We start from the raw sequence: 19,089 nt of genomic DNA on the forward strand, positions 1-19,089 counted from the left end.
AGAAGCCTCTGACCGATTTCGGCAGAGGCTTCTTGGTTACAGGCTCAGCTATAAGCCGCAAATTTTATGGGTTTTGCGGAAAAGCCCTGACTCTGCCGGAGCTTATTAAGGGTTGGCCTTGTGCTGCGGTCATTTTGAATCCCTCATTCGCCTTTGGTCCCTTCTCCCGCTGGCAGAAGAAGGGAGCAAGCTGGCCATCTTCAGCGTGCTGTCAAGCCAGCTTTTTGTACTTGACCCGGTGCGGCTGGGCGGCGGCATCGCCCAGGCGTTTCTTGCGGTCGGCTTCGTACTCGGTGTAGTTGCCTTCGAAGAAGGTCACTTGCGAGTTGTCTTCGTAGGCCAGGATGTGGGTGGCGATGCGGTCGAGGAACCAGCGGTCGTGGGAGATCACGATGGCTGCGCCGGGGAAGTCCAGCAGGGCGTCTTCCAGGGCACGCAGGGTTTCGATATCCAGGTCGTTGGACGGTTCGTCGAGCAGCAGCACGTTGCCGCCCTGTTTCAGGGTCAGCGCCATGTGCAGGCGGCCGCGCTCACCGCCGGAGAGATCCTTGACGAACTTCTGCTGGTCGGCACCCTTGAAGTTGAAGCGCCCGACGTAGCTGCGCGACGGTACTTCGTAGTTGCCGACCTTGATGATGTCGAAGCCGTCGGAAATCTGCTCCCACACGGTCTTGTTGCCTTCCAGGCTGTCGCGGCTCTGGTCGACACTGGCGATCTGCACGGTGTCGCCAATCTCGATCTGGCCGTCGTCCGGCTGTTCCTTGCCGGTGATCATGCGGAACAGGGTCGATTTGCCTGCACCGTTGCCGCCGATCACGCCGACAATGGCGCCTTTGGGCACGCTGAAGGTCAGATTGTCGATCAACACGCGGTCGCCATACCCCTTGGAGACGCCGTTGAACTCAATGACCTTATCGCCCAGGCGCTGGCCGGCCGGAATATAGATCTCGTTGGTTTCGCTGCGTTTCTGGAATTCCTGCGATTGCATTTCCTCGAAGCGTTGCAGGCGCGCCTTGGATTTGGCCTGGCGACCCTTGGCACCCTGGCGGACCCATTCCAGTTCGGCCTTCATGGCTTTGGCGTGAGAGGCTTCCTGTTTGGCTTCCTGAGTGAGACGGGTGGATTTGGACTCCAGCCAGCCGGAGTAATTGCCTTCGTAGGGAATGCCGTGACCGCGGTCGAGTTCGAGAATCCAGCCGGCGACATTGTCGAGGAAGTAACGGTCGTGGGTGATCGCTACCACGGTGCCGGGGAAGTCGTGGAGAAAGTGTTCCAGCCAGGCGACGGAATCGGCATCCAGGTGGTTGGTCGGCTCGTCCAGCAGCAGCATGTCCGGCGCGGAGAGTAGCAGGCGGCACAGGGCGACGCGGCGTTTTTCCCCACCGGACAGGTGTTCGATCTGCGCTTCCCATGGCGGCAGGCGCAGCGCGTCGGCGGCGACCTCCAACTGGCGTTCCAGGTTGTGCCCGTCGGACGCTTGCAGAATCGCTTCCAGCTTGGCTTGTTCTGCGGCCAGTGCATCGAAGTCGGCATCGGGTTCGGCATAGGCTGCGTAGACCTCGTCGAGCCGCGCTTGGGCCGCTTTGATCTCGCCGACCGCTTCTTCGACGATATCGCGCACGGTCTTTTGCGGATCGAGCTGCGGTTCCTGGGGCAGATAACCGACCTTGATGCCGGGCATTGGCCGCGCTTCGCCGTCGATCTCGGTATCGATGCCGGCCATGATCCGCAGCAGCGTGGATTTACCGGCGCCGTTCAGACCAAGTACGCCGATCTTGGCACCGGGGAAAAAGGAAAGGGAGATGTCCTTGAGGATTTCACGCTTCGGAGGCACGACTTTGCTGACCCGATGCATGGAGTAGACGTATTGAGCCATGGTGACCTGATTTCGCTGTTGGTATTGGGAAGGCTGCCCACCGCTATCATCGCTGTGGTAACACCGCGGCAGAACCGGGATGGCCGATGCTCGTGGCGGTAAGGCCGAAGGATCATGCAGCTACTGGCGACGAAGTCCGGTATGCAGGGAGTATAGTTCGATGCGCGAAAACTACCGGAATGCACAGGTAAGGGTCAAATGACCTTCACTCTCTGATGAGCGGCCTAGTTGAGCGATACTCCTGATGCGGATGAATGTGCCGCATATCCGCGCCCCTTGGCCTTGGAGTAGAATAGAATGCTTCGCTTTCTATATTCGCCAGAGCCAGGGGACTTCCATGTTCAGTCGCGACTTGACCCTTTCCCGCTTCGACGCCGAGCTGTTCGAAGCGATGCAACAAGAGGCCCAGCGCCAGGAAGATCACATTGAGCTGATCGCTTCCGAGAACTACACCAGCCCGGCGGTGATGGAAGCCCAAGGCAGCGTGTTGACCAACAAGTACGCCGAAGGCTATCCGGGCAAGCGTTACTACGGCGGTTGCGAATACGTCGATATCGTCGAGCAACTGGCCATCGATCGCGCCAAGGAACTGTTCGGCGCCGACTACGCCAACGTCCAGCCCCATGCGGGTTCCCAGGCCAACAGCGCCGTGTTCCAGGCGCTGGTCAAGCCGGGCGATACCGTGTTGGGCATGAGCCTGGCCCATGGCGGTCACTTGACCCATGGGGCGGCCGTGAACTTCTCCGGCAAGCTCTACCATGCCGTGCAGTATGGCATCGATGACAATGGCTTCATCGACTATGCCGAGGTCGAGCGTCTGGCCGTCGAGCATCAGCCGAAGATGATCATCGCCGGTTTCTCCGCCTATTCCCAGGTGCTGGATTTCCCGCGTTTTCGTGAGATCGCCGACAAGGTCGGAGCTTATCTCTTCGTCGATATGGCCCATGTCGCCGGTCTGGTCGCCGCTGGCGTCTATCCGAATCCGGTGCCTTTTGCCGATGTGGTCAGCACCACGACCCACAAAACCCTGCGCGGTCCGCGTGGCGGCCTGATCCTGGCGCGCCGGAACGAAGAGATCGAGAAGAAGCTGAATTCCGCCGTATTTCCGGGCGGTCAGGGTGGCCCGCTGGAGCATGTGATTGCGGCCAAGGCCGTATGCTTCAAGGAAGCCTTGCAGCCTGAATTCAAGGCCTATCAGCAGCAGGTGGTGAAAAACGCCAAGGCGATGGCCGAAGTATTCATCCAGCGCGGTTTCGATGTGGTGTCCGGCGGCACCGAAAACCATCTGTTCCTGCTCAGCCTGATCAAGCAGGATATTACCGGCAAGGATGCAGACGCCGCCCTGGGGCGCGCCTTCATCACCGTGAACAAGAATGCGGTGCCGAATGACCCGCGTTCGCCGTTCGTCACGTCTGGTCTGCGTATCGGTACGCCGGCGATCACCACGCGCGGCTTCATGGAAACCGAGAGCCGCGAACTGGCTGGCTGGATCTGCGACATCCTGGACAAGATGGGCGATGAGTCGGTGATCGATGCCGTGCGCGAGAAGGTCAAGGCTATTTGCGCCAGGCTACCGGTCTACGGCCGCTGAGTGTCGCCTTTCCTGAAAAGCCCTGCCTCGGCAGGGCTTTTTAATATGGGCGCGGGGCACGTCTGGAGTATGGGCGATCAGTTATAGTCCGCGCATTACCGGGGAGCTTTCCATGACTGAATTTGCTCAAGAGCGTCGTCGCTTTCACCGCATCCCGTTCGATGCGTATACCGAACTCGTCCAGGGCGAGCGATGCTGGACAGTGGAATTACTCGATATTTCGCTCAGAGGATTGCTGGTGAAGTGCCCCGATGATTGGCGCGGCGACGCTTCCCGGTCCTTTCGGGTGCGTTTGGATCTGGGGGCCGGTACCGAGTTGCTGATGGAGGTGGAGCTGGCCCATGCGAGTGATGAGCGGTTGGGCTTTTTCTGCCGGCAGGTGGATCTCGATTCGATCACTCATCTGCGTCGCCTGGTGGAGCTCAACCTGGGAGACACGAGGTTGCTGGAGCGGAATCTGGCCGCGCTTGGTGGCGCCTGATTCGCCGCGTGCTCAAAGCGTTGCGACCATCTGCATGAATTCCTGGCGAATCCGCGCTTCCGGCAGTGAATCACCGATCAGCACCATAACGCTTTCCTGTTTTTCATCCGCTGCCCATTCCCGGTCCCAGTCGAAACCATATAGCTTGAGCACCCCCTGGAACACCAGCCGCCGCGGCTCGCCGGCGATATGCAGCACGCCCTTGTAGCGCAGCAGCGAATTGCCGAACTCTTCCAGCAAGCTGTTCATGAAGTCGCTCAAGCGGTCGATATCCAGCGGCTTCTCGCTGCGCAGCACCAGGGAAGCGATACGATCTTCGGCGCGGGATTTTTCCGCCGGGCGCAGAGACACGAACGGGGCAGCCTGTTTGGATTCGGCCTTGAGGTCAGGAGCGAAATCGTCGTTCAGGTTGAAGCCGCGTACATCGAGCAGTTCGGCCAGGTCGATCTGGCCATGCTCGACCACTCGGATCGGTGCTCGCCGGTTGATTCGTTGCAGGCGCTGGCACAGCGCCTCGAAGTTTGTTTCATCCACTAGGTCGCGCTTGCTCACCAGAAGCCGGTCGGCGAACCCTACTTGCGCCTGAGCGATGGACAGGTTGAGCTGGAACGGCGCATGCGCCGCATCCACCAGCGTGAGAATGCCGTCGAGGATATAGCGCTCGCGCAGCTCCTCGTCGATGAAAAAGGTCTGTGCCACCGGCGCGGGATCGGCCATGCCAGTGCATTCGATCACCAGCCGGTCGAAGGCAATCACCCCGCTATCGCGTTGTTCCAGCAGAGTAAAGAGCGCCATTTCCAGATCGCTGCGTACCGAGCAGCAGACGCAGCCATTAGCCAGGGTCACGACCTGCACGGGTTGTTCGCCAAGCAATTCGCTGTCGATGCCGGTTTCGGCAAGCTCGTTTTCGATCACGGCGATTTTCAGGCCATGTTCGGTCTTGAGCAGATGGCGAAGCAGAGTGGTTTTGCCTGCGCCGAGAAAACCGCTGAGGATGGTGACGGGGATAGGGGTAAAACTGGGTTCTGACATAAGTTTACCGGGCTTCGGATGGTTAGCTTGAAACGTGCCGCTTGTGGCGGCTTTTCAGCAACACCGCACCGGCCTGCCTTTCCCGCCACCGTAGCGAGCTTCCTGCCGCTCGCGGAAGAATTCCTCGTAGCTCATCACCGGTAGGTCCGGATGCTTGTTACTCATGTGTTCAATGTAGTTGTCATAGTCCGGCATGCCCACCATCAAGCGGGCGGCCTGGCCCAGGTATTTACCCATTCGGCTGAGGTCGTTGAACATGGTTGTTGTCTCCTGGAAAAGAACCGGGCCCCTCAGGAGCCCGGAGTGGACATCAGGCGTTGGGCAGCGCTTGAAAGGGGGTTTCCTTGTCGGTGCGCTCTTGCTGGTGCCAGGCTGACCAGCCAACTTTCACCGAGTAGAACAGGATGCTGAATACCACGACCAGGAACAGTACGCTGAGTCCGGCGTTGGTGTAGGCATTCATGACCACGTTCTGCATCTGGGCCAGGTCCTTGGCTGGCGCCATGATCTGGCCGGCGCCCAGGGCGGTCGAGTACTTGTTCGCCAGGGCCAGGAAGCCGACTGCCGGATTCGGGTCGAACAGCTTGATCAGGCTCGCTGCAGTGGTACAGATCAGCAGCCAGGTAGCCGGCAGGATGGTGACCCAGACATAGCGCTGGCGCTTCATTTTGATCAGCACCACGGTGCAGAGCATGAGGGCGATGGCGGCGAGCATCTGATTGGAGATACCGAACAACGGCCACAGGGTGTTGATGCCACCCAGCGGATCGACCACTCCCTGGTACAGCAGATAACCCCAGAGCGCTACGCAGCCCGCAGTGGCGAGCACGTTGGCCCCCCAGGAGTCGGTACGGCGCAGGGCCGGGACGAAGTTACCGAGCAGATCCTGCAGCATGAAGCGCCCGGCACGAGTACCGGCGTCCACCGCGGTGAGGATGAACAGTGCCTCGAAGAGAATCGCGAAGTGGTACCAGAAGGCCATGGTGTTTTCACCCGGCAGCACCTGATGGAGGATCTGGGCGATACCCACTGCCAGCGTCGGCGCGCCACCGGCGCGGGCCAGGATGGTGCTTTCGCCGATATCGCGGGCAACACCTTCCAGCTCGGCCGGGGTGATGGCGAAGCCCCAACTGCTCACCGCTGCCGCGACGCTGATGGTATCGGCACCGACCACGGCCGGCGGGCTGTTCATGGCGAAGTAGACGCCCGGCTCGATCACCGAGGCAGCGACCATGGCCATGATGGCGACCATGGATTCCATCAGCATGCCACCATAACCGATGTAGCGGGCATGGCCTTCGGAGGCCAGCAGCTTGGGTGTGGTGCCGGAGGCAATCAGCGCATGGAAACCGGATACCGCGCCGCAGGCGATGGTGATGAACAGGAAGGGGAACAGGGCGCCTTTCCAGACCGGGCCGGTGCCGTCGACGAACTGGGTCAGCGCCGGCATTTTCAGATCGGGGCTGAGAATCAGGATGCCGATGGCCAGGGCGAGGATAGTGCCGATCTTGAGGAAGGTCGACAGGTAGTCGCGCGGGGCCAGAATCAGCCACACCGGCAGCACAGCAGCGACGAAGCCGTAGCCGATGAGCATCCAGGTGATTTGCTCGCCGCTGAAGGTGAATACGGTGCTCCAGTAGGGATGGGCACCGATCACTCCACCCACCCAGATGGATGCCAGCAACATGACAATGCCGATTACCGAGATTTCACCGATCCGTCCCGGGCGGATGTAGCGCATGTAGATCCCCATGAACATGGCGATCGGGATGGTTGCCATGACCGTGAACATGCCCCAGGGGCTGTGCGCCAGGGCTTTCACCACGATCAGTGCCAACACCGCGAGGATGATGATCATGATCAGGAAGCAACCGAACAGGGCAATGGTGCCGGGGATCTGACCCATCTCCTCACGCACCATGTCGCCCAGGGAGCGGGCATTGCGGCGGGTGGAAATGCACAGGACCATGAAGTCCTGCACCGCACCGGCCAGCACCACGCCGGCGATCAGCCATAGGGTGCCGGGCAGATAGCCCATCTGCGCAGCCAGGACCGGGCCGACCAGCGGACCGGCACCGGCGATGGCGGCGAAGTGATGACCGAAAAGGACATGCTTGTTGGTCGGGACGAAATCCAGTCCGTCATTGTTGATTACTGCCGGGGTGGCCCGATTCGGGTCCAGTTGCATGACTTTGTCGGCGATGAAAAGACTGTAGTAACGATAGGCCACCAAATAGATCGCGGTAGAGGCAACCACGATCCACAAGGCATTGATGGGTTCGCCGCGGCGCAGGGCTACGGTACCCAGGGCGAATGCACCTACCACGGCAAGGGCAAACCAGGCGATATGACCGACTGAGCGAGTCATCGAAATCCTCCTGCCGGCGGCCAAGGGCCTACGGCGTCATTGTTATAGATTGTTGGTGCTCCTGAGGAGGAGCCTTGTCCACTATGGCTGCATATCGCTATAACCGATATTCGCAGTGCTACTCAGGCGGGCTACGTAGAATTACGTAGTCGAAGGCGAAAAAGGCAAAAGCAATAGGGTCATTTCCGGGGCATCGCAAGCGTTGCTATCAAGTCCACAGAGAGCTGTTGTTCAACTGTGCTGATACGACATGTGACGGCATGTGTCCGTCTGTCTGAAGCGTAGGTGCAAATTTGCAGCCACAGCGATTTTTCCTGCGTATCCTCGATGGCCGCTCATCTTCTTGCCTATGAACCTATCCATGCAGCTCAAATACAAGATCGTTGCACTCGGTATTCTTCCGCTGCTGCTGGCCGTGGCGGTTATCTGTGCCCTGGTCGTTTTCCAGAATCAGAAACTCGGTGAGCAGCAGGCCCAACTGATCGAAAATGGCATCCTCGCCAGTAAGCGGGCCGAGTTGAAGAATTATGTCGCGATGGCGCTGAGCGTCATCGCTCCTTTATATGCCGACGGGCAAGGTGACGCGAGGGCGCAACGGTTGGCATTGCAGGCGCTGGCCGAGATCAATTTTGGTCGGGATGGTTATTTCTTCGTTTACGACGAAGCAGGCCGCAATCTGATGCATCCTCGGCAAGCCGATCTGGTGGGTAAGAACATGTGGAACTTGACCGATCCCCATGGCCTGCTGGCTGTGCAGGCGCTCTTGGCAAGTGCCAGGGCAGACGATGGCTTCCTGCGCTATGCCTGGCAGAAACCCTCGACCGGGCAGGTGACCGACAAGCTGGCCTATGTCGTGATGTTGCAGCGTTGGGGCTGGATGCTCGGGACCGGCATCTATCTTGAAGATGTGCAGCAGGCGATCCAGCAGGCGCGCGAAGAAATCGCCAGCGAAGTACACGCGACAATGCTGGCCATCGCTGCCGTGGCGTTGCTGGCGGTGCTGCTGGTTTTTGCTTGCGGCCTGACCTTGAACGTTCGTGAGCATCGCCTGGCCGACAGCCGGCTGCAGTCACTCAACCGGCGCATCATCAACCTGCAGGAAGATGAGCGCTCCAGGATTTCACGCGAGCTGCACGATGGCATCAGCCAACTGCTGGTTTCCATCAAGTTTCAATTCGAACTGGCCAGCCACGAACTGGATGCGGCTCAAGCCAAAGGGTTGGAGACGCTCCGGCGTGCCATCGAGCGACTTGGCGGTGCCATTGGCGAAGTACGGCGCATCTCGCACGATTTGCACCCGTCGCTGCTGGATACTCTGGGATTATCGGCGGCCATCGGCCAACTAGCCGCCGAGTTCGAGCAACGGTGCGGGCTGACGGTGCTCTATCGGGATGACTTGCACGCTGTCCAACTGCCGGATGGTGTGGCGGTAGCGCTGTTTCGTATCGTGCAGGAGGCGCTGACCAACATCGAACGGCATGCCATGGCCAGCACGGCGCATATCGACCTCGGGCAGGTGGCTGGTGCCGTGCAACTGGAGATCGAGGATGATGGTATCGGCTTCAATCCGCGGCAGATCGAGCAAATCCAGGGAGGTATCGGCTTGCGTAATATGCGTGAGCGCGTCGAGCACTTCGGCGGAACCTTCAGTCTGGCATCCACTCCGGGGTGTACCCGGATCGGTGTAGCATTGCCCGTGTCCTTATCCGGAGCCGTACCTTTTCCGGCAAGAAGAGTTGAAGCATGAATTGCGATGAGCCTGTCCGGATCGTCCTCGTCGACGATCACGCTCTGGTACGCGACGGTATCCGTGCACTGCTGTCGGTCATGCCGCGCATTGCGGTAGTCGGCGAAGCGGAAAGTGGCGCCGATGCGCTCGAGCTGCTCGCTCGCCTGCAGCCGGATCTGCTGCTGTTGGACATCGGTCTGAAGGACACCAATGGCCTGGAGCTGACGAAAACCCTCGGGCAGCTGTATCCACAGCTCAAAGTGCTGATCCTGAGCATGTACGACAATAGCGAATACGTACGCACCTCGATTCGGGCCGGGGCGCGTGGCTATGTCCTGAAGGATGCTTCCTCCAAGGAAATCATTGCCGCCATCGAGGCGATTGCTGCCGGAGGTACCTTCTACAGCTCCGAAGTGGCCAGGAAGCTGGCCGATCAGGAGCTGGAGCGCAACAACCTGACCCCACGGGAATGCCAGGTTCTGCGGATGCTGGCGCGCGGACTGGACAGCAAGGCCATGGCGCGCGAGCTCGATATCAGTGTGCGCACGGTGGAAACTCATCGCCTGAGCATCCGGCGCAAGCTGAACATCGATGGCGCGACGGCCTTGATCAAGTACGCGCTGGCGTCTTCGCCACTGTGAGCAGTGGCGCTTTTCAAGAGTGGCGCCGCTCCAGCGCTATAACATCGATAGCTTTTGTGCGCCGACTCTTGGGCCGCTACTCGAACAGTTCATCCAGCGCCTGTTCCAGGCGCGTGACTGCGATCACTGTGAGCCCCGGCGGGGCTTCCTTCGGCGCATTGCCCTTGGGCACGATGGCGCGCTTGAAGCCATGCTTGGCTGCTTCCTTCAAACGCTCCTGGCCGCTGGGCACCGGCCGGATTTCCCCGGACAGGCCAACCTCGCCAAATACCAGCAGATCGTGCGGCAGCGGGCGGTTGCGCAGGCTGGAGATCACCGCCGCCAGTAACGCCAGATCGACCGCCGTCTCCAGTACCTTGACCCCGCCGACCACATTGATGAACACGTCCTGGTCATAGGTCGGGATGCTGCCATGGCGATGTAGCACCGCCAGCAGCATGGCCAGGCGGTTCTGGTCCAGGCCCAGCGTGACCCGGCGCGGATTGGCCAGATGGCTGGTGTCTACCAGCGCCTGCACTTCCACCAGCATCGGCCGCGATCCTTCCCAGGTGGCCATCACCACGCTGCCCGGCACCTCTTCCTGGGCCCGGGTGAGAAAAATCGCCGAGGGGTTGGAGACCTCTTTCAGGCCCTTGTCGGTCATGCCGAACACCCCCAATTCGTTGATCGCGCCGAAACGGTTCTTCACCGCGCGCAACATGCGCAGGCGACCGTCCGCCTCGCCTTCGAAATACAGCACGGTATCGACCATGTGCTCCAGCACGCGCGGGCCGGCCAGCGCCCCTTCCTTGGTGACATGGCCGACCAGGAAGATCGCCGTACCGCTCTGCTTGGCGAAACGCACCAGCAGCGCCGCGCTTTCGCGCACCTGGGCGACGCCGCCCGGCGCCGATTGCAACTGCTCGGTGTAGATAGTCTGGATCGAGTCGATCACCATGACCTTGGGCTGCTCACGGCGAGCGGTGGTGATGATGGATTCGATGCAGGTTTCGGTCATCACCTTGAGCTTGTCCTGGGGCAGATCCAGGCGCCGGGCGCGCATGGCGACTTGCTGCTGGGATTCCTCGCCAGTGACGTAGAGTGCGGCGAAGCGCGAGGCGATATTGCACAGGGTCTGCAGCAGAATGGTGGATTTGCCGATCCCGGGATCGCCGCCGATCAGCACCACCGAGCCATCCACCAAGCCGCCGCCCAGCACCCGATCCAGCTCATTGGAACCGGTGGGAAAGCGCGGTACTTCCTCCACACTGACTTCGGCCAGGGTGCGGATATTGGCCTGCTCGCCCGCCCAGCCGGAGCGTCCTCCGGCTGCCGGGGCATTTTCGACGAGCGTTTCCACCAGGGTGTTCCAGGCACCGCATTCGCCGCATTGCCCAGCCCATTTCGGAAAGGTCGCGCCGCATTCGGTACAGCCATACATGCGCTTGGCTTTGGCCATGACTGATTTCTGCTTTCGCTAAAAACTCCATTCTAACGGCTCGCACCCCGTTTCGAGGAAGCTGTCGACACGCTGGGGCCGGGCATAGAGGGGCTGTCCGAAGGGGGAACCTACGGCAAAAAGCCACGGTCAGGATAAATTGTCAGTTTATGGATCAATACCAACCAGCGGCGCCGCCGCTCAGGAAATAAGGACTGGTTTCATGAGTTTTATCAGCGAATTCAAGGCCTTCGCGGTTCGGGGCAATGTCGTGGACATGGCTGTTGGGATCATTATCGGCGCAGCCTTCGGCAAGATCGTTTCTTCCTTCGTCGGGGATGTGATCATGCCTCCTTTAGGGTTGCTGATCGGCGGTGTGGATTTTTCCGATCTAGCCGTCGTACTCAAGGATGCGGGGGAAAGTACGCCTGCGGTAATGCTCAAATACGGCGCTTTCATACAGGCAGTGATCGATTTCACTATCATTGCCTTTGCCGTATTTCTGGGCGTCAAACTGGTCAACCGCCTGCGTAAGCAAGAAGCACAGGCACCTAGCGAGCCGGCGGCGCCCACCAAGGAAGAGCAGTTGCTGACAGAAATCCGTGACCTGCTGAAAGAGCAACGTAGCTCCTGACCGTACAGGGCCAAGCGGTCTGGCGATCTGTAAATGGGCGCCTGGCCGAGGTGCTGGCCGGCTGAGGGATAACAGGCCGGCTATTGCTGCTCGACTGCTCTGCGCCTGCGCGATGATTTTCAGCTGAATTCTGTGCTTGCCGCCGGTAGTGCCCCAAGCCGGTATGCACCTAAACCTGTCGATACCCTCCGCTTGAACGTTGCTGGCGGTCTTTACCGCTTACCGATCTTCCATAGCTTTCGCTTATGGCGTTGGTGTTGCCTTGCAGGAGCCTGCAGGCAGGGCCAGAATCATCCAGTCCCGCAAGTTACCAAGCTTTACCATCGCAAGGATTCCTGATGCCCGATACGCCTTCCGCCAGCCTGCGTCTGGCACCCGATGCACTGACTCGTCCCTTTGACCCGGCACAATTTTCTTTCGCTACGACCGAGGAGCTCGATCCTTTTCTCGGCGTTCTTGGGCAGGAGCGGGCGGTCGAGGCTCTGCAATTCGGCGTGGCGATGCCTCGTCATGGCTATAACGTTTATGTCATGGGGGAGTCGGGGACCGGGCGGTCTTCCTATGTCCAGCGCTACCTCAAGGCAGAAGGCAAGCGCATGCCAACGCCGGCCGACTGGGTATACGTCAATAATTTCGACGAACCACGTGAGCCGCGAGCTCTGGAATTGCCGCCAGGCAGCGCCAGTGAATTCATCGCCGATATCGACCAGCTGATCGACAATCTGCTGGCGACCTTTCCGGCTGTGTTCGAGCATCCTAGCTACCAGCAGAAGAAAAGTGCGATCGATCGAGCCTTCAACCAGCGCTACGACAAGGCGCTGGATGTGATCGAGCGGCTGGCGCTGGACAAGCAGATTGCGCTCTATCGCGACAACACCAATATCGCCTTCACCCCCATGAAAGACGGCAAGTCGATGGACGAGGCGGAATTCGCCCAGTTGCCGGAAGACGAGCGGGAGCGCTATCACGAAAACATTACCGCTCTGGAAGAGCGTTTGAACGATGAGCTGTCCAGTCTGCCGCAATGGAAGCGTGAATCGAGCAACCAGTTGCGCTTGCTCAATGAGGAAACCATTACCCAGGCGCTGCAGCCGTTATTGTCGCCACTGGCGCAGAAATACGCAGAAAATGCCGGAGTGGAAAGCTATCTGCAGGCAATGCAGGTCGATCTGCTGCGTACCATCGTCGAGCACCTGGCCGAAGAGGTGCGCAGCGAAACCCAGGCGCGCAACCTGCTGGAAGAGCAGTACAGCCCGAGCCTGGTGGTTGGCCATCATGCCCAAGGGGGGGTGCCGGTGGTGTTCGAATCGCACCCAACCTACGACAATTTGTTCGGCCGAATCGAATACGGTACCGATCAGGGCGCGCTGTATACCAGTTATCGCCAACTGCGCCCTGGTGCTTTGCATCGTGCCAACGGTGGGTTCCTGATCCTGGAGGCAGAGAAGCTGTTCGGTGAACCCTTCGTCTGGGAGGCACTCAAGCGCGCCTTGCAATCGAACCAACTGAAGATGGAGTCACCGCTGGCTGAACTGGGGCGCATGGCTACGATGAGCCTGACCCCGGAAGTCATTCCGCTGCGCTTGAAGGTCGTCATCATCGGTTCGCGGCAGCTGTACTACGCCTTGCAGGATGCAGATCCAGACTTCCAGGAGATGTTTCGGGTTCTGGTGGATTTCGACGATGACATCAGGCTTTCCGGGGACACGCTCGAGCAGTTTGCCCAGTTGCTGAAAACCCGTACTTCGGAAGAAGGCATGGCAGCCTTGACCGCTGCTGCCGTCGCGCGGCTGGCAACCTATAGTGCTCGTCTGGCCGAGCATCAGGGGCGTTTGTCGGCACGCATTGGCGATCTGTTTCAGTTGCTCAGCGAGGCCGACTTCCTTCGTTCGCTGGCCAAGGACGAGCTGACCGATGCCGAGCATGTCGAGCGCGCTATCAAGGCCAAGGCAACCCGCACGGGGCGCGTTTCTGCGCGAATTCTCGATGACATGCTGGCCGGCATCATCCTGATCGATACGACTGGCGCTGCCATCGGCAAGTGCAACGGCTTGACCGTACTGGATGTGGGCGATTCAGCTTTCGGCGTACCGGCGCGCATTTCCGCTACCGTCTATCCGGGAGCCTCCGGCATTGTCGATATCGAACGCGAGGTCAATCTGGGGCAGCCGATTCACTCCAAGGGCGTAATGATCCTCACTGGTTATCTGGGCAGCCGTTATGCTCAGGAGTTTCCGCTGGCGATTTCGGCCAGCATTGCGCTGGAGCAATCCTATGGCTATGTGGATGGCGACAGCGCTTCGCTCGGAGAGGTCTGTACGCTGATCTCGGCTCTGTCACGCACACCGCTCAAGCAGTGTTTCGCCATCACCGGTTCGATCAATCAGTTCGGTGAGGTGCAGGCGGTCGGCGGGGTCAACGAGAAAACCGAAGGCTTTTTCCGGCTATGCGAAGCTCGTGGGCTGACTGGCGAGCAGGGGGTGATCATTCCTTTGGCCAACGTGTCTACCCTGATGCTCGATGAGCGGGTTCTGCAGGCGGTGCGCGCAGGCGTGTTCAACGTATATGCCGTGGCTCATGTCGATGAGGCGCTTTCCCTGCTGGTTGGCGAAGCGGTTGGGCAAGCCGATGAGCAGGGCCTGTTCCCGGAGCATAGCGTCAATGCGAAGGTCGTAAAGCGGCTGAAGGATATTGCCGAGATGGAGCCGGTTTTCGAGGATCGGACTACGTTGTCGGCTTTGGCGGCCAAGGTTGCCGGCGAGCAGCAGATCGAGCAAGGCTGATCCGCTTCGCTCTGTTCTCCAGAGCGGGAACGATTGAAAAGGCAACAGGTCATGAAAGTGTATGTGGTTAATTTTTTATCAATAGGGTTCCCGACATTATTGTCGGTACCCAGGCTGTCCCGAACGCTTTTGTCGAGCGATGCGAGACAGCCTGAAGCGAGGGTTGCCATCATGCCGCGAAGTATGTGCCTGACCCGTCAATGCCTGGGCCTCGAAACTCGTATCGAATGTGAAATCCGGCCGCTGAAAGGCGGTACGGGCCTCTGGAGCCTGCTATGTGCGGCAGGTGTGGCCGATTCCCAGCCGACTGCCGTTCGGATCCAAGGACCGTTCCATGGTATGCGCAAGGCCGAGGAGGTCTTCGGCGCGGTCATTGGCAACCTCATCAAGCAAGGCTACGGCCAGGTCAGCGGACCCTTCATCTGGCAGTTGCACATGCAGGCGGAGCTGCGTCGGGTCAATGCCGGCCAGGGACGTTTCCTGAGCGGTTGGTAGCAGCGACGGCGAATTCGACTCAACTCAGCGCTACGCCCTTTATCAAGGCATAAAGCCTTTGTCCCGCCTGCAACCCGAGCCGCCCGGCGGAACGCCGGGAAACCCGTGACAGCAGGATCTGCTCACCCAGTTTCAAGCGCACCAGCGCCTGGCTGGGCAGCGTTCCCGGCAGGCTGTCCAGCAGCGTCACCCGCAGGCAGTTCAGAAAGCTGGTATCCGTGGGCGGAGTCAGCGCCAGGCCGACATCCCGAGCCATGATCTTCACCCGGACAGGCTGCCCGGTGGGCACGGAACACTTGGCGATCAGCAAGGGTTGGCCTTCGACCGCCAGTTCCGTCAACTCATCGCCCACGTCCGGGTGGGATACTTGAGCATGGAGTGCGGTGGAGGCGCTTTCCGTCCGGATGAAGGGCAACTCCCGGGCCGTCAGCAGGGCTTGCAGGCCGCCTTGGGCGACCACTTTGCCATCGTCCAGCAGAACCAGATGGTCGGCCAGGCGGATGACCTCGTCGATGGAGTGGCTGATGTAGATGATGGGCAGCGCCTGTTCGTCGCGCAGGCGTTCGAGAAAAGGCAGAATCTCGTCCTTGCTGGTGGCGTCCAGCGAGGCGAGGGGCTCGTCCATCAGCAGCAGGTCCGGGCTAGTCAGCAGCGCACGTCCCAGGGATACCCGCTGACGCTGGCCGCCGGAGATTTGATCCGGATAGCGTGCCAGCAACCCCTCCAGCCCCAGTAACTGGATGACCTGATCCATCCGGACCCGGCGTTTCCCGGGCGGAACGCGCTTGAGGCCGTATTCCAGGTTCTGCAATACCTTCAGGTGGGGAAACAGACTGGCCTCCTGGAAAACATAGCCCAGCGGGCGTTTGTAGGTGGGCAGGAATGTCCGTTCGTCCTGCCAGGTTTCCCCCTGGAAAACCAGACGTCCGCCGCGCGGGTGTTCCAGCCCGGCGATGCAGCGCAGCAGGGTCGTCTTGCCGGAGCCGGAGCGGCCGAACAGGGCGGTCACGCCTTTGTCGGGCAGTTCCAGTCTGGTGTCCAGGATGAAGCTGCCATGATTGACGGTGAAATCCAGTTGTAGAGTCACGCTGTTTTCCTGAATCCGGGGAGGTCGATCCATCGGGTTACGAGAGGTTCAGGCGGCACCGACCACCTTGAAACGCCGGTTGAGGAAGAAGATCAGCATCAGCAGGGAGAAAGAAGAGAGCACCAGAACCAGCGACAGGGAATGGGCTGCCGTATAGTTCAGGGTTTCCACGTGATCATAGATGGCGATGGACGCCACCTTGGTTTCTCCGGGGATATTGCCGCCGATCATCAGGATCATGCCGAACTCGCCGAAGGTATGCGCGAAGGAGAGCACGAAGGCGCTTAGAAAGCCTCGTCGCGACAGGGGCAGGATGATTGTGAAGAAACGATCCAGCGGCGAGGCCTTCAAGGTATTGGCGACTTCCAGCACCCGGATGCCGGCTGATGCGAAAGCGTTTTGCAGGGGTTGGACCACGAACGGCAAGGAAAAGAACATGGAGCCCAGTACGATCCCCGTGAAGGTGAACGCCAAGTGGTGCAGGCCGATGGATTCCAGGAAGCCGCCGACCCAGCCTCGGGGGCCGAGCCAGACCAGCAGATAGAAACCCATGACCGTCGGCGGCATCACCAGCGGCATGGCGACCAGGGCTTCGACCACCACCTTGCCTTTCCAGCGCGTGTGGGCCAGCCACCAGGCCAGTGGGGCGCACAGGATCACCAGGATCAGGGTACTGACGGTAGCCAGCTTCAGCGTGACCCAGAATGTGCTGAGATCGGCCTCGGTGAGTCCGAACATGCTGTTTCTCCAAGGTTGCTTGGTCGTCCACGCATCCGGGGTTGGCTCAAAGGCGCGCGGCCGGATGGGCGAGGGGCATCCTTTCGGGCACCACCGGAGTCGTCATGGCCGGGCTCGCCGGCAGCCGTGTGGGGCGGTCGTCGGTCACTCGGGTACCGAATAGCCGGCAGCCTTGATGATTTCCACGGCTTTGGGAGCCTTGACCCAGTCCATGAACGCCTTGGCCAGTTCCGCTTCCTTGGTGGACTTCACGATGATGGCCTGTTGCACGATAGGGCCGTAATCGCTGGCCGGTGGGAACCAGTGCGAGCCGGGAATGCTGTTGTCGGGCTGGATGACTTGCGCCAGGGCGACGAAGCCCAGGTCCGCTGCGCCCGAGGCGGTCTGGCTATGGACCTGGCCGACGCTATTGGGCTGCACGATGCGTTTTTGTGCGACCAGTTTGTCCAGCAGACCGAGCTTGGTCAGTACCTGGGTGCCGGCCAGGCCGTAAGGAGCAATTTCCGGATTGGAAACGGCGATGTGCCTCCAGTTGTCCTTGGCCAGCACCTTGCCTTGATCATCCACCAGGTCGGCCTTCGCCGACCAGAGCACCAGTACGCCCACCGCGTAGGTGAAGCGAGAATTCGGCAGCGCATAGCCTTCCTCATCGAGTCTTTGCGGATTTTTGACGTCGGCCGAGAAGAATACGTCGTAGGGTGCGCCGTTCACGATCTGCCCATAAGCCGGGCCGGAAGAGGCAGAACTGATGACGATATCGTGTCCGGTATCCTTCTTGAACTCGGCAGCCAGTACTTGCAGGGTGCCGAGGAAGTTGGTGGCGGTGACGGCCTTGAGCTCCTTGGCCTGGGCCGAAAGGGAAAGAAGGCTGGCGACAAGTGTGAAAGCAAGCGATGCAAGTGGTTTTTTCATGATGGCAGGCGCTCCGTATAAGTGTATGCCTGCCGGCTCGATGCTGCCGAAGCCACATCCCGGTAGGCTTGTCCTTGGCATCAAGCACTGTCCTTTGTGTGATGTCGTCAAGCCCAACGCAATGCTCATGCCAGTGCCAAAAGCGTACATTCAGGTGCTAAATTCTGAGTTAGTCCCTGAATGTCGAAAAAACGAAGAAAAGATGAAAGGCAGATAGTCCTTGATGTTCGCTGGCGTACCCTTGTGTTCAAAAATGTACGATGTGTGGTGTGGAGTGATGAAGGGTCGGCAAATCCAAGGCCTGGCTGCCCATCCTGGCTGGTGTTCAGGACTCGCCTAGCTTTGGATTGCGCGAACTTGTGTTAGCGTGGCCGGCCTTTTCCAGCTTTTGGAGCTTTTCCCATGTCCTTACCCGAACTTTCCAGCGACGAAGCACGCGTTAGCTATGGCATCGGCTTGCAACTCGGTGGCCAGCTACGCGAAAATCCGCCGCCGGGAGTCGATCTGGAAGCCGTGCTTGCCGGGGTTCGTGATGCTTTTGCCGGCTCTGGCAGTCGGATCGACCCAGAAGTACTGAATGCAAGCTTCCGGGTTATCCGCGAGCGCATGCAGGCTGAAGAGGCCAGCAAATCCGAGGCTGCAGCCGCAGCCGGCCAGGCTTTCCTGGCCGACAATGCCACGCGTGAAGGCATTGTCGTACTACCTTCCGGGTTGCAATACGAGGTGCTGAGTACAGGAGAAGGGCCCAGGCCGAACCGGGACGATAGCGTTCGCACCCACTACCACGGTACGCTGGTTGATGGCACGGTATTCGATAGTTCCTACCAGCGCGGACAGCCAGCCGAATTCCCGGTGGGTGGTGTGATCGCTGGATGGACCGAAGCGCTACAGTTGATGAACGGCGGCAGCAAATGGCGCCTGTATGTACCGAGCGAGCTGGCTTATGGTGGACAGGCCATTGGCAGCATTCCACCGCACAGTGTATTGATCTTCGATGTCGAGCTGCTCGATATTCTCTGAGCGCGCCGCGCTGGTCGCCTTCTGGCGATCAGCGCAAGGCTCGTGCGTAGCAGAATAGGAACAGGTTGCGTACCAGCTCCTTGAGAACCAAGGGTTCATTCGAAGTGAGTTCGCTCATATCGAGTCCGCCATGGTCGCGTAGCTCTTCCAGTGCGTCGGCTTCCAGGACGGCACACACTTCGCCCGTTTCCCGATGCAGGATGCGCAGGTAAGGTTGTGGACGGTCAAGCCAGGCATCGATCAGGTAAGTCATGGTTCCATCTCCAATAAGTCTTCCATGTGAGA

Annotated in this window: 17 protein-coding genes; 8 read left to right on the plus strand and 9 right to left on the minus strand. The window is 59.8% G+C overall.

Features of this window, described 5'->3' with window-relative positions; genetic code table 11:
* Positions 1–211: 211 nt before the first annotated feature.
* Complete coding sequence (gene ettA / locus FHR87_RS05780) at positions 212–1,876, minus strand: energy-dependent translational throttle protein EttA (RefSeq protein ID WP_183165771.1); 1,665 nt, start codon at positions 1,874–1,876, stop codon at positions 212–214.
* 337 nt (positions 1,877–2,213) lie between these two features.
* Here ettA and glyA point away from each other — a divergent pair, with 337 nt between their 5' ends.
* Both glyA and FHR87_RS05790 read left to right on the plus strand, forming a co-directional pair.
* A complete protein-coding gene (gene glyA / locus FHR87_RS05785) occupies positions 2,214–3,467 on the plus strand; it encodes a serine hydroxymethyltransferase (protein ID WP_183165772.1) in 1,254 nt (417 codons plus the stop codon).
* 112 nt (positions 3,468–3,579) lie between these two features.
* On the plus strand, positions 3,580–3,948 hold the full coding sequence (locus FHR87_RS05790; RefSeq protein ID WP_183165773.1) for a PilZ domain-containing protein: 369 nt from the start codon (positions 3,580–3,582) through the stop codon (positions 3,946–3,948).
* Between the two features lie 12 nt (positions 3,949–3,960).
* Here the strand turns inward: FHR87_RS05790 and yjiA are convergent, their stop codons facing one another.
* From yjiA to FHR87_RS05805, 3 genes are read right to left on the minus strand one after another with little or no spacing between them, the layout of a single operon-like run.
* Entirely contained in the window at positions 3,961–4,980 is a 1,020-nt protein-coding gene (gene yjiA, locus FHR87_RS05795; RefSeq protein ID WP_183165774.1) for a GTPase, read from the minus strand.
* Positions 4,981–5,034: 54 nt separating this feature from the next.
* Positions 5,035–5,238 carry a YbdD/YjiX family protein gene (locus tag FHR87_RS05800; RefSeq protein ID WP_183165775.1) on the minus strand — a complete coding sequence of 68 codons (204 nt, stop codon included), beginning with the start codon at positions 5,236–5,238 and terminating at the stop codon, positions 5,035–5,037.
* A 52-nt stretch (positions 5,239–5,290) separates the two neighbouring features.
* On the minus strand, positions 5,291–7,348 hold the full coding sequence (locus FHR87_RS05805) for a carbon starvation CstA family protein (protein WP_183165776.1): 2,058 nt from the start codon (positions 7,346–7,348) through the stop codon (positions 5,291–5,293).
* Between the two features lie 361 nt (positions 7,349–7,709).
* Here FHR87_RS05805 and FHR87_RS05810 point away from each other — a divergent pair, with 361 nt between their 5' ends.
* Both FHR87_RS05810 and FHR87_RS05815 read left to right on the plus strand, forming a co-directional pair.
* Positions 7,710–9,095, plus strand: coding sequence for a cache domain-containing protein (locus FHR87_RS05810; protein WP_183165777.1), 1,386 nt, complete (start codon positions 7,710–7,712; stop codon positions 9,093–9,095).
* Positions 9,092–9,718, plus strand: a complete 627-nt coding sequence (locus FHR87_RS05815) for a response regulator (RefSeq protein ID WP_183165778.1) — start codon at positions 9,092–9,094, stop codon at positions 9,716–9,718. Before FHR87_RS05810 ends, FHR87_RS05815 begins: the two co-directional genes overlap by 4 nt.
* A 76-nt stretch (positions 9,719–9,794) precedes the next feature.
* Here the strand turns inward: FHR87_RS05815 and radA are convergent, their stop codons facing one another.
* A complete protein-coding gene (radA, locus tag FHR87_RS05820) occupies positions 9,795–11,156 on the minus strand; it encodes a DNA repair protein RadA (protein WP_183165779.1) in 1,362 nt (453 codons plus the stop codon).
* A gap of 202 nt (positions 11,157–11,358) precedes the next feature.
* Here radA and mscL point away from each other — a divergent pair, with 202 nt between their 5' ends.
* The 3 genes from mscL to FHR87_RS05835 all read left to right on the plus strand — a co-directional run bounded on the left by mscL (position 11,359) and on the right by FHR87_RS05835 (position 15,047).
* On the plus strand, positions 11,359–11,769 hold the full coding sequence (gene mscL, locus FHR87_RS05825; protein ID WP_183165780.1) for a large-conductance mechanosensitive channel protein MscL: 411 nt from the start codon (positions 11,359–11,361) through the stop codon (positions 11,767–11,769).
* Between the two features lie 338 nt (positions 11,770–12,107).
* On the plus strand, positions 12,108–14,552 hold the full coding sequence (locus FHR87_RS05830; protein WP_183165781.1) for a Lon protease family protein: 2,445 nt from the start codon (positions 12,108–12,110) through the stop codon (positions 14,550–14,552).
* 171 nt (positions 14,553–14,723) lie between these two features.
* Positions 14,724–15,047 (plus strand): PA4575 family protein, encoded by a 324-nt coding sequence (locus FHR87_RS05835; RefSeq protein ID WP_183165782.1) that lies wholly within the window; start codon positions 14,724–14,726, stop codon positions 15,045–15,047.
* Between the two features lie 19 nt (positions 15,048–15,066).
* Here FHR87_RS05835 and modC read toward each other — a convergent pair whose 3' ends face one another.
* From modC to modA, 3 genes are all read right to left on the minus strand, one after another.
* A complete protein-coding gene (gene modC / locus FHR87_RS05840) occupies positions 15,067–16,134 on the minus strand; it encodes a molybdenum ABC transporter ATP-binding protein (protein WP_338021224.1) in 1,068 nt (355 codons plus the stop codon).
* A 48-nt stretch (positions 16,135–16,182) separates the two neighbouring features.
* Positions 16,183–16,872, minus strand: coding sequence for a molybdate ABC transporter permease subunit (gene modB / locus FHR87_RS05845; RefSeq protein ID WP_183165784.1), 690 nt, complete (start codon positions 16,870–16,872; stop codon positions 16,183–16,185).
* 144 nt (positions 16,873–17,016) lie between these two features.
* Entirely contained in the window at positions 17,017–17,784 is a 768-nt protein-coding gene (gene modA / locus FHR87_RS05850; protein WP_183165785.1) for a molybdate ABC transporter substrate-binding protein, read from the minus strand.
* A gap of 402 nt (positions 17,785–18,186) precedes the next feature.
* On the opposite strand from modA, the gene FHR87_RS05855 reads away from it, so the two are divergent.
* Positions 18,187–18,804, plus strand: a complete 618-nt coding sequence (locus FHR87_RS05855; protein ID WP_183165786.1) for a BamJ family beta-barrel-assembly machinery protein — start codon at positions 18,187–18,189, stop codon at positions 18,802–18,804.
* Between the two features lie 28 nt (positions 18,805–18,832).
* Here FHR87_RS05855 and FHR87_RS05860 read toward each other — a convergent pair whose 3' ends face one another.
* A complete protein-coding gene (locus FHR87_RS05860; protein ID WP_183165787.1) occupies positions 18,833–19,057 on the minus strand; it encodes a PA4570 family protein in 225 nt (74 codons plus the stop codon).
* Positions 19,058–19,089 lie beyond the last annotated feature (32 nt).

The organism is Azomonas macrocytogenes (assembly GCF_014191985.1).
Taxonomy (GTDB): domain Bacteria; phylum Pseudomonadota; class Gammaproteobacteria; order Pseudomonadales; family Pseudomonadaceae; genus Azomonas; species Azomonas macrocytogenes.

What these genes read in the sequence shown, in the direction of transcription:
- ettA (WP_183165771.1), bottom strand. Translation starts at nt 1,876, where the DNA reads ATGGCTCAATACGTCTACTCCATGCATCGGGTCAGCAAAGTCGTGCCT.
- glyA (WP_183165772.1), top strand. Translation starts at nt 2,214, where the DNA reads ATGTTCAGTCGCGACTTGACCCTTTCCCGCTTCGACGCCGAGCTGTTC.
- FHR87_RS05790 (WP_183165773.1), top strand. Translation starts at nt 3,580, where the DNA reads ATGACTGAATTTGCTCAAGAGCGTCGTCGCTTTCACCGCATCCCGTTC.
- yjiA (WP_183165774.1), bottom strand. Translation starts at nt 4,980, where the DNA reads ATGTCAGAACCCAGTTTTACCCCTATCCCCGTCACCATCCTCAGCGGT.
- FHR87_RS05800 (WP_183165775.1), bottom strand. Translation starts at nt 5,238, where the DNA reads ATGTTCAACGACCTCAGCCGAATGGGTAAATACCTGGGCCAGGCCGCC.
- FHR87_RS05805 (WP_183165776.1), bottom strand. Translation starts at nt 7,348, where the DNA reads ATGACTCGCTCAGTCGGTCATATCGCCTGGTTTGCCCTTGCCGTGGTA.
- FHR87_RS05810 (WP_183165777.1), top strand. Translation starts at nt 7,710, where the DNA reads ATGCAGCTCAAATACAAGATCGTTGCACTCGGTATTCTTCCGCTGCTG.
- FHR87_RS05815 (WP_183165778.1), top strand. Translation starts at nt 9,092, where the DNA reads ATGAATTGCGATGAGCCTGTCCGGATCGTCCTCGTCGACGATCACGCT.
- radA (WP_183165779.1), bottom strand. Translation starts at nt 11,156, where the DNA reads ATGGCCAAAGCCAAGCGCATGTATGGCTGTACCGAATGCGGCGCGACC.
- mscL (WP_183165780.1), top strand. Translation starts at nt 11,359, where the DNA reads ATGAGTTTTATCAGCGAATTCAAGGCCTTCGCGGTTCGGGGCAATGTC.
- FHR87_RS05830 (WP_183165781.1), top strand. Translation starts at nt 12,108, where the DNA reads ATGCCCGATACGCCTTCCGCCAGCCTGCGTCTGGCACCCGATGCACTG.
- FHR87_RS05835 (WP_183165782.1), top strand. Translation starts at nt 14,724, where the DNA reads ATGCCGCGAAGTATGTGCCTGACCCGTCAATGCCTGGGCCTCGAAACT.
- modB (WP_183165784.1), bottom strand. Translation starts at nt 16,872, where the DNA reads ATGTTCGGACTCACCGAGGCCGATCTCAGCACATTCTGGGTCACGCTG.
- modA (WP_183165785.1), bottom strand. Translation starts at nt 17,784, where the DNA reads ATGAAAAAACCACTTGCATCGCTTGCTTTCACACTTGTCGCCAGCCTT.
- FHR87_RS05855 (WP_183165786.1), top strand. Translation starts at nt 18,187, where the DNA reads ATGTCCTTACCCGAACTTTCCAGCGACGAAGCACGCGTTAGCTATGGC.
- FHR87_RS05860 (WP_183165787.1), bottom strand. Translation starts at nt 19,057, where the DNA reads ATGACTTACCTGATCGATGCCTGGCTTGACCGTCCACAACCTTACCTG.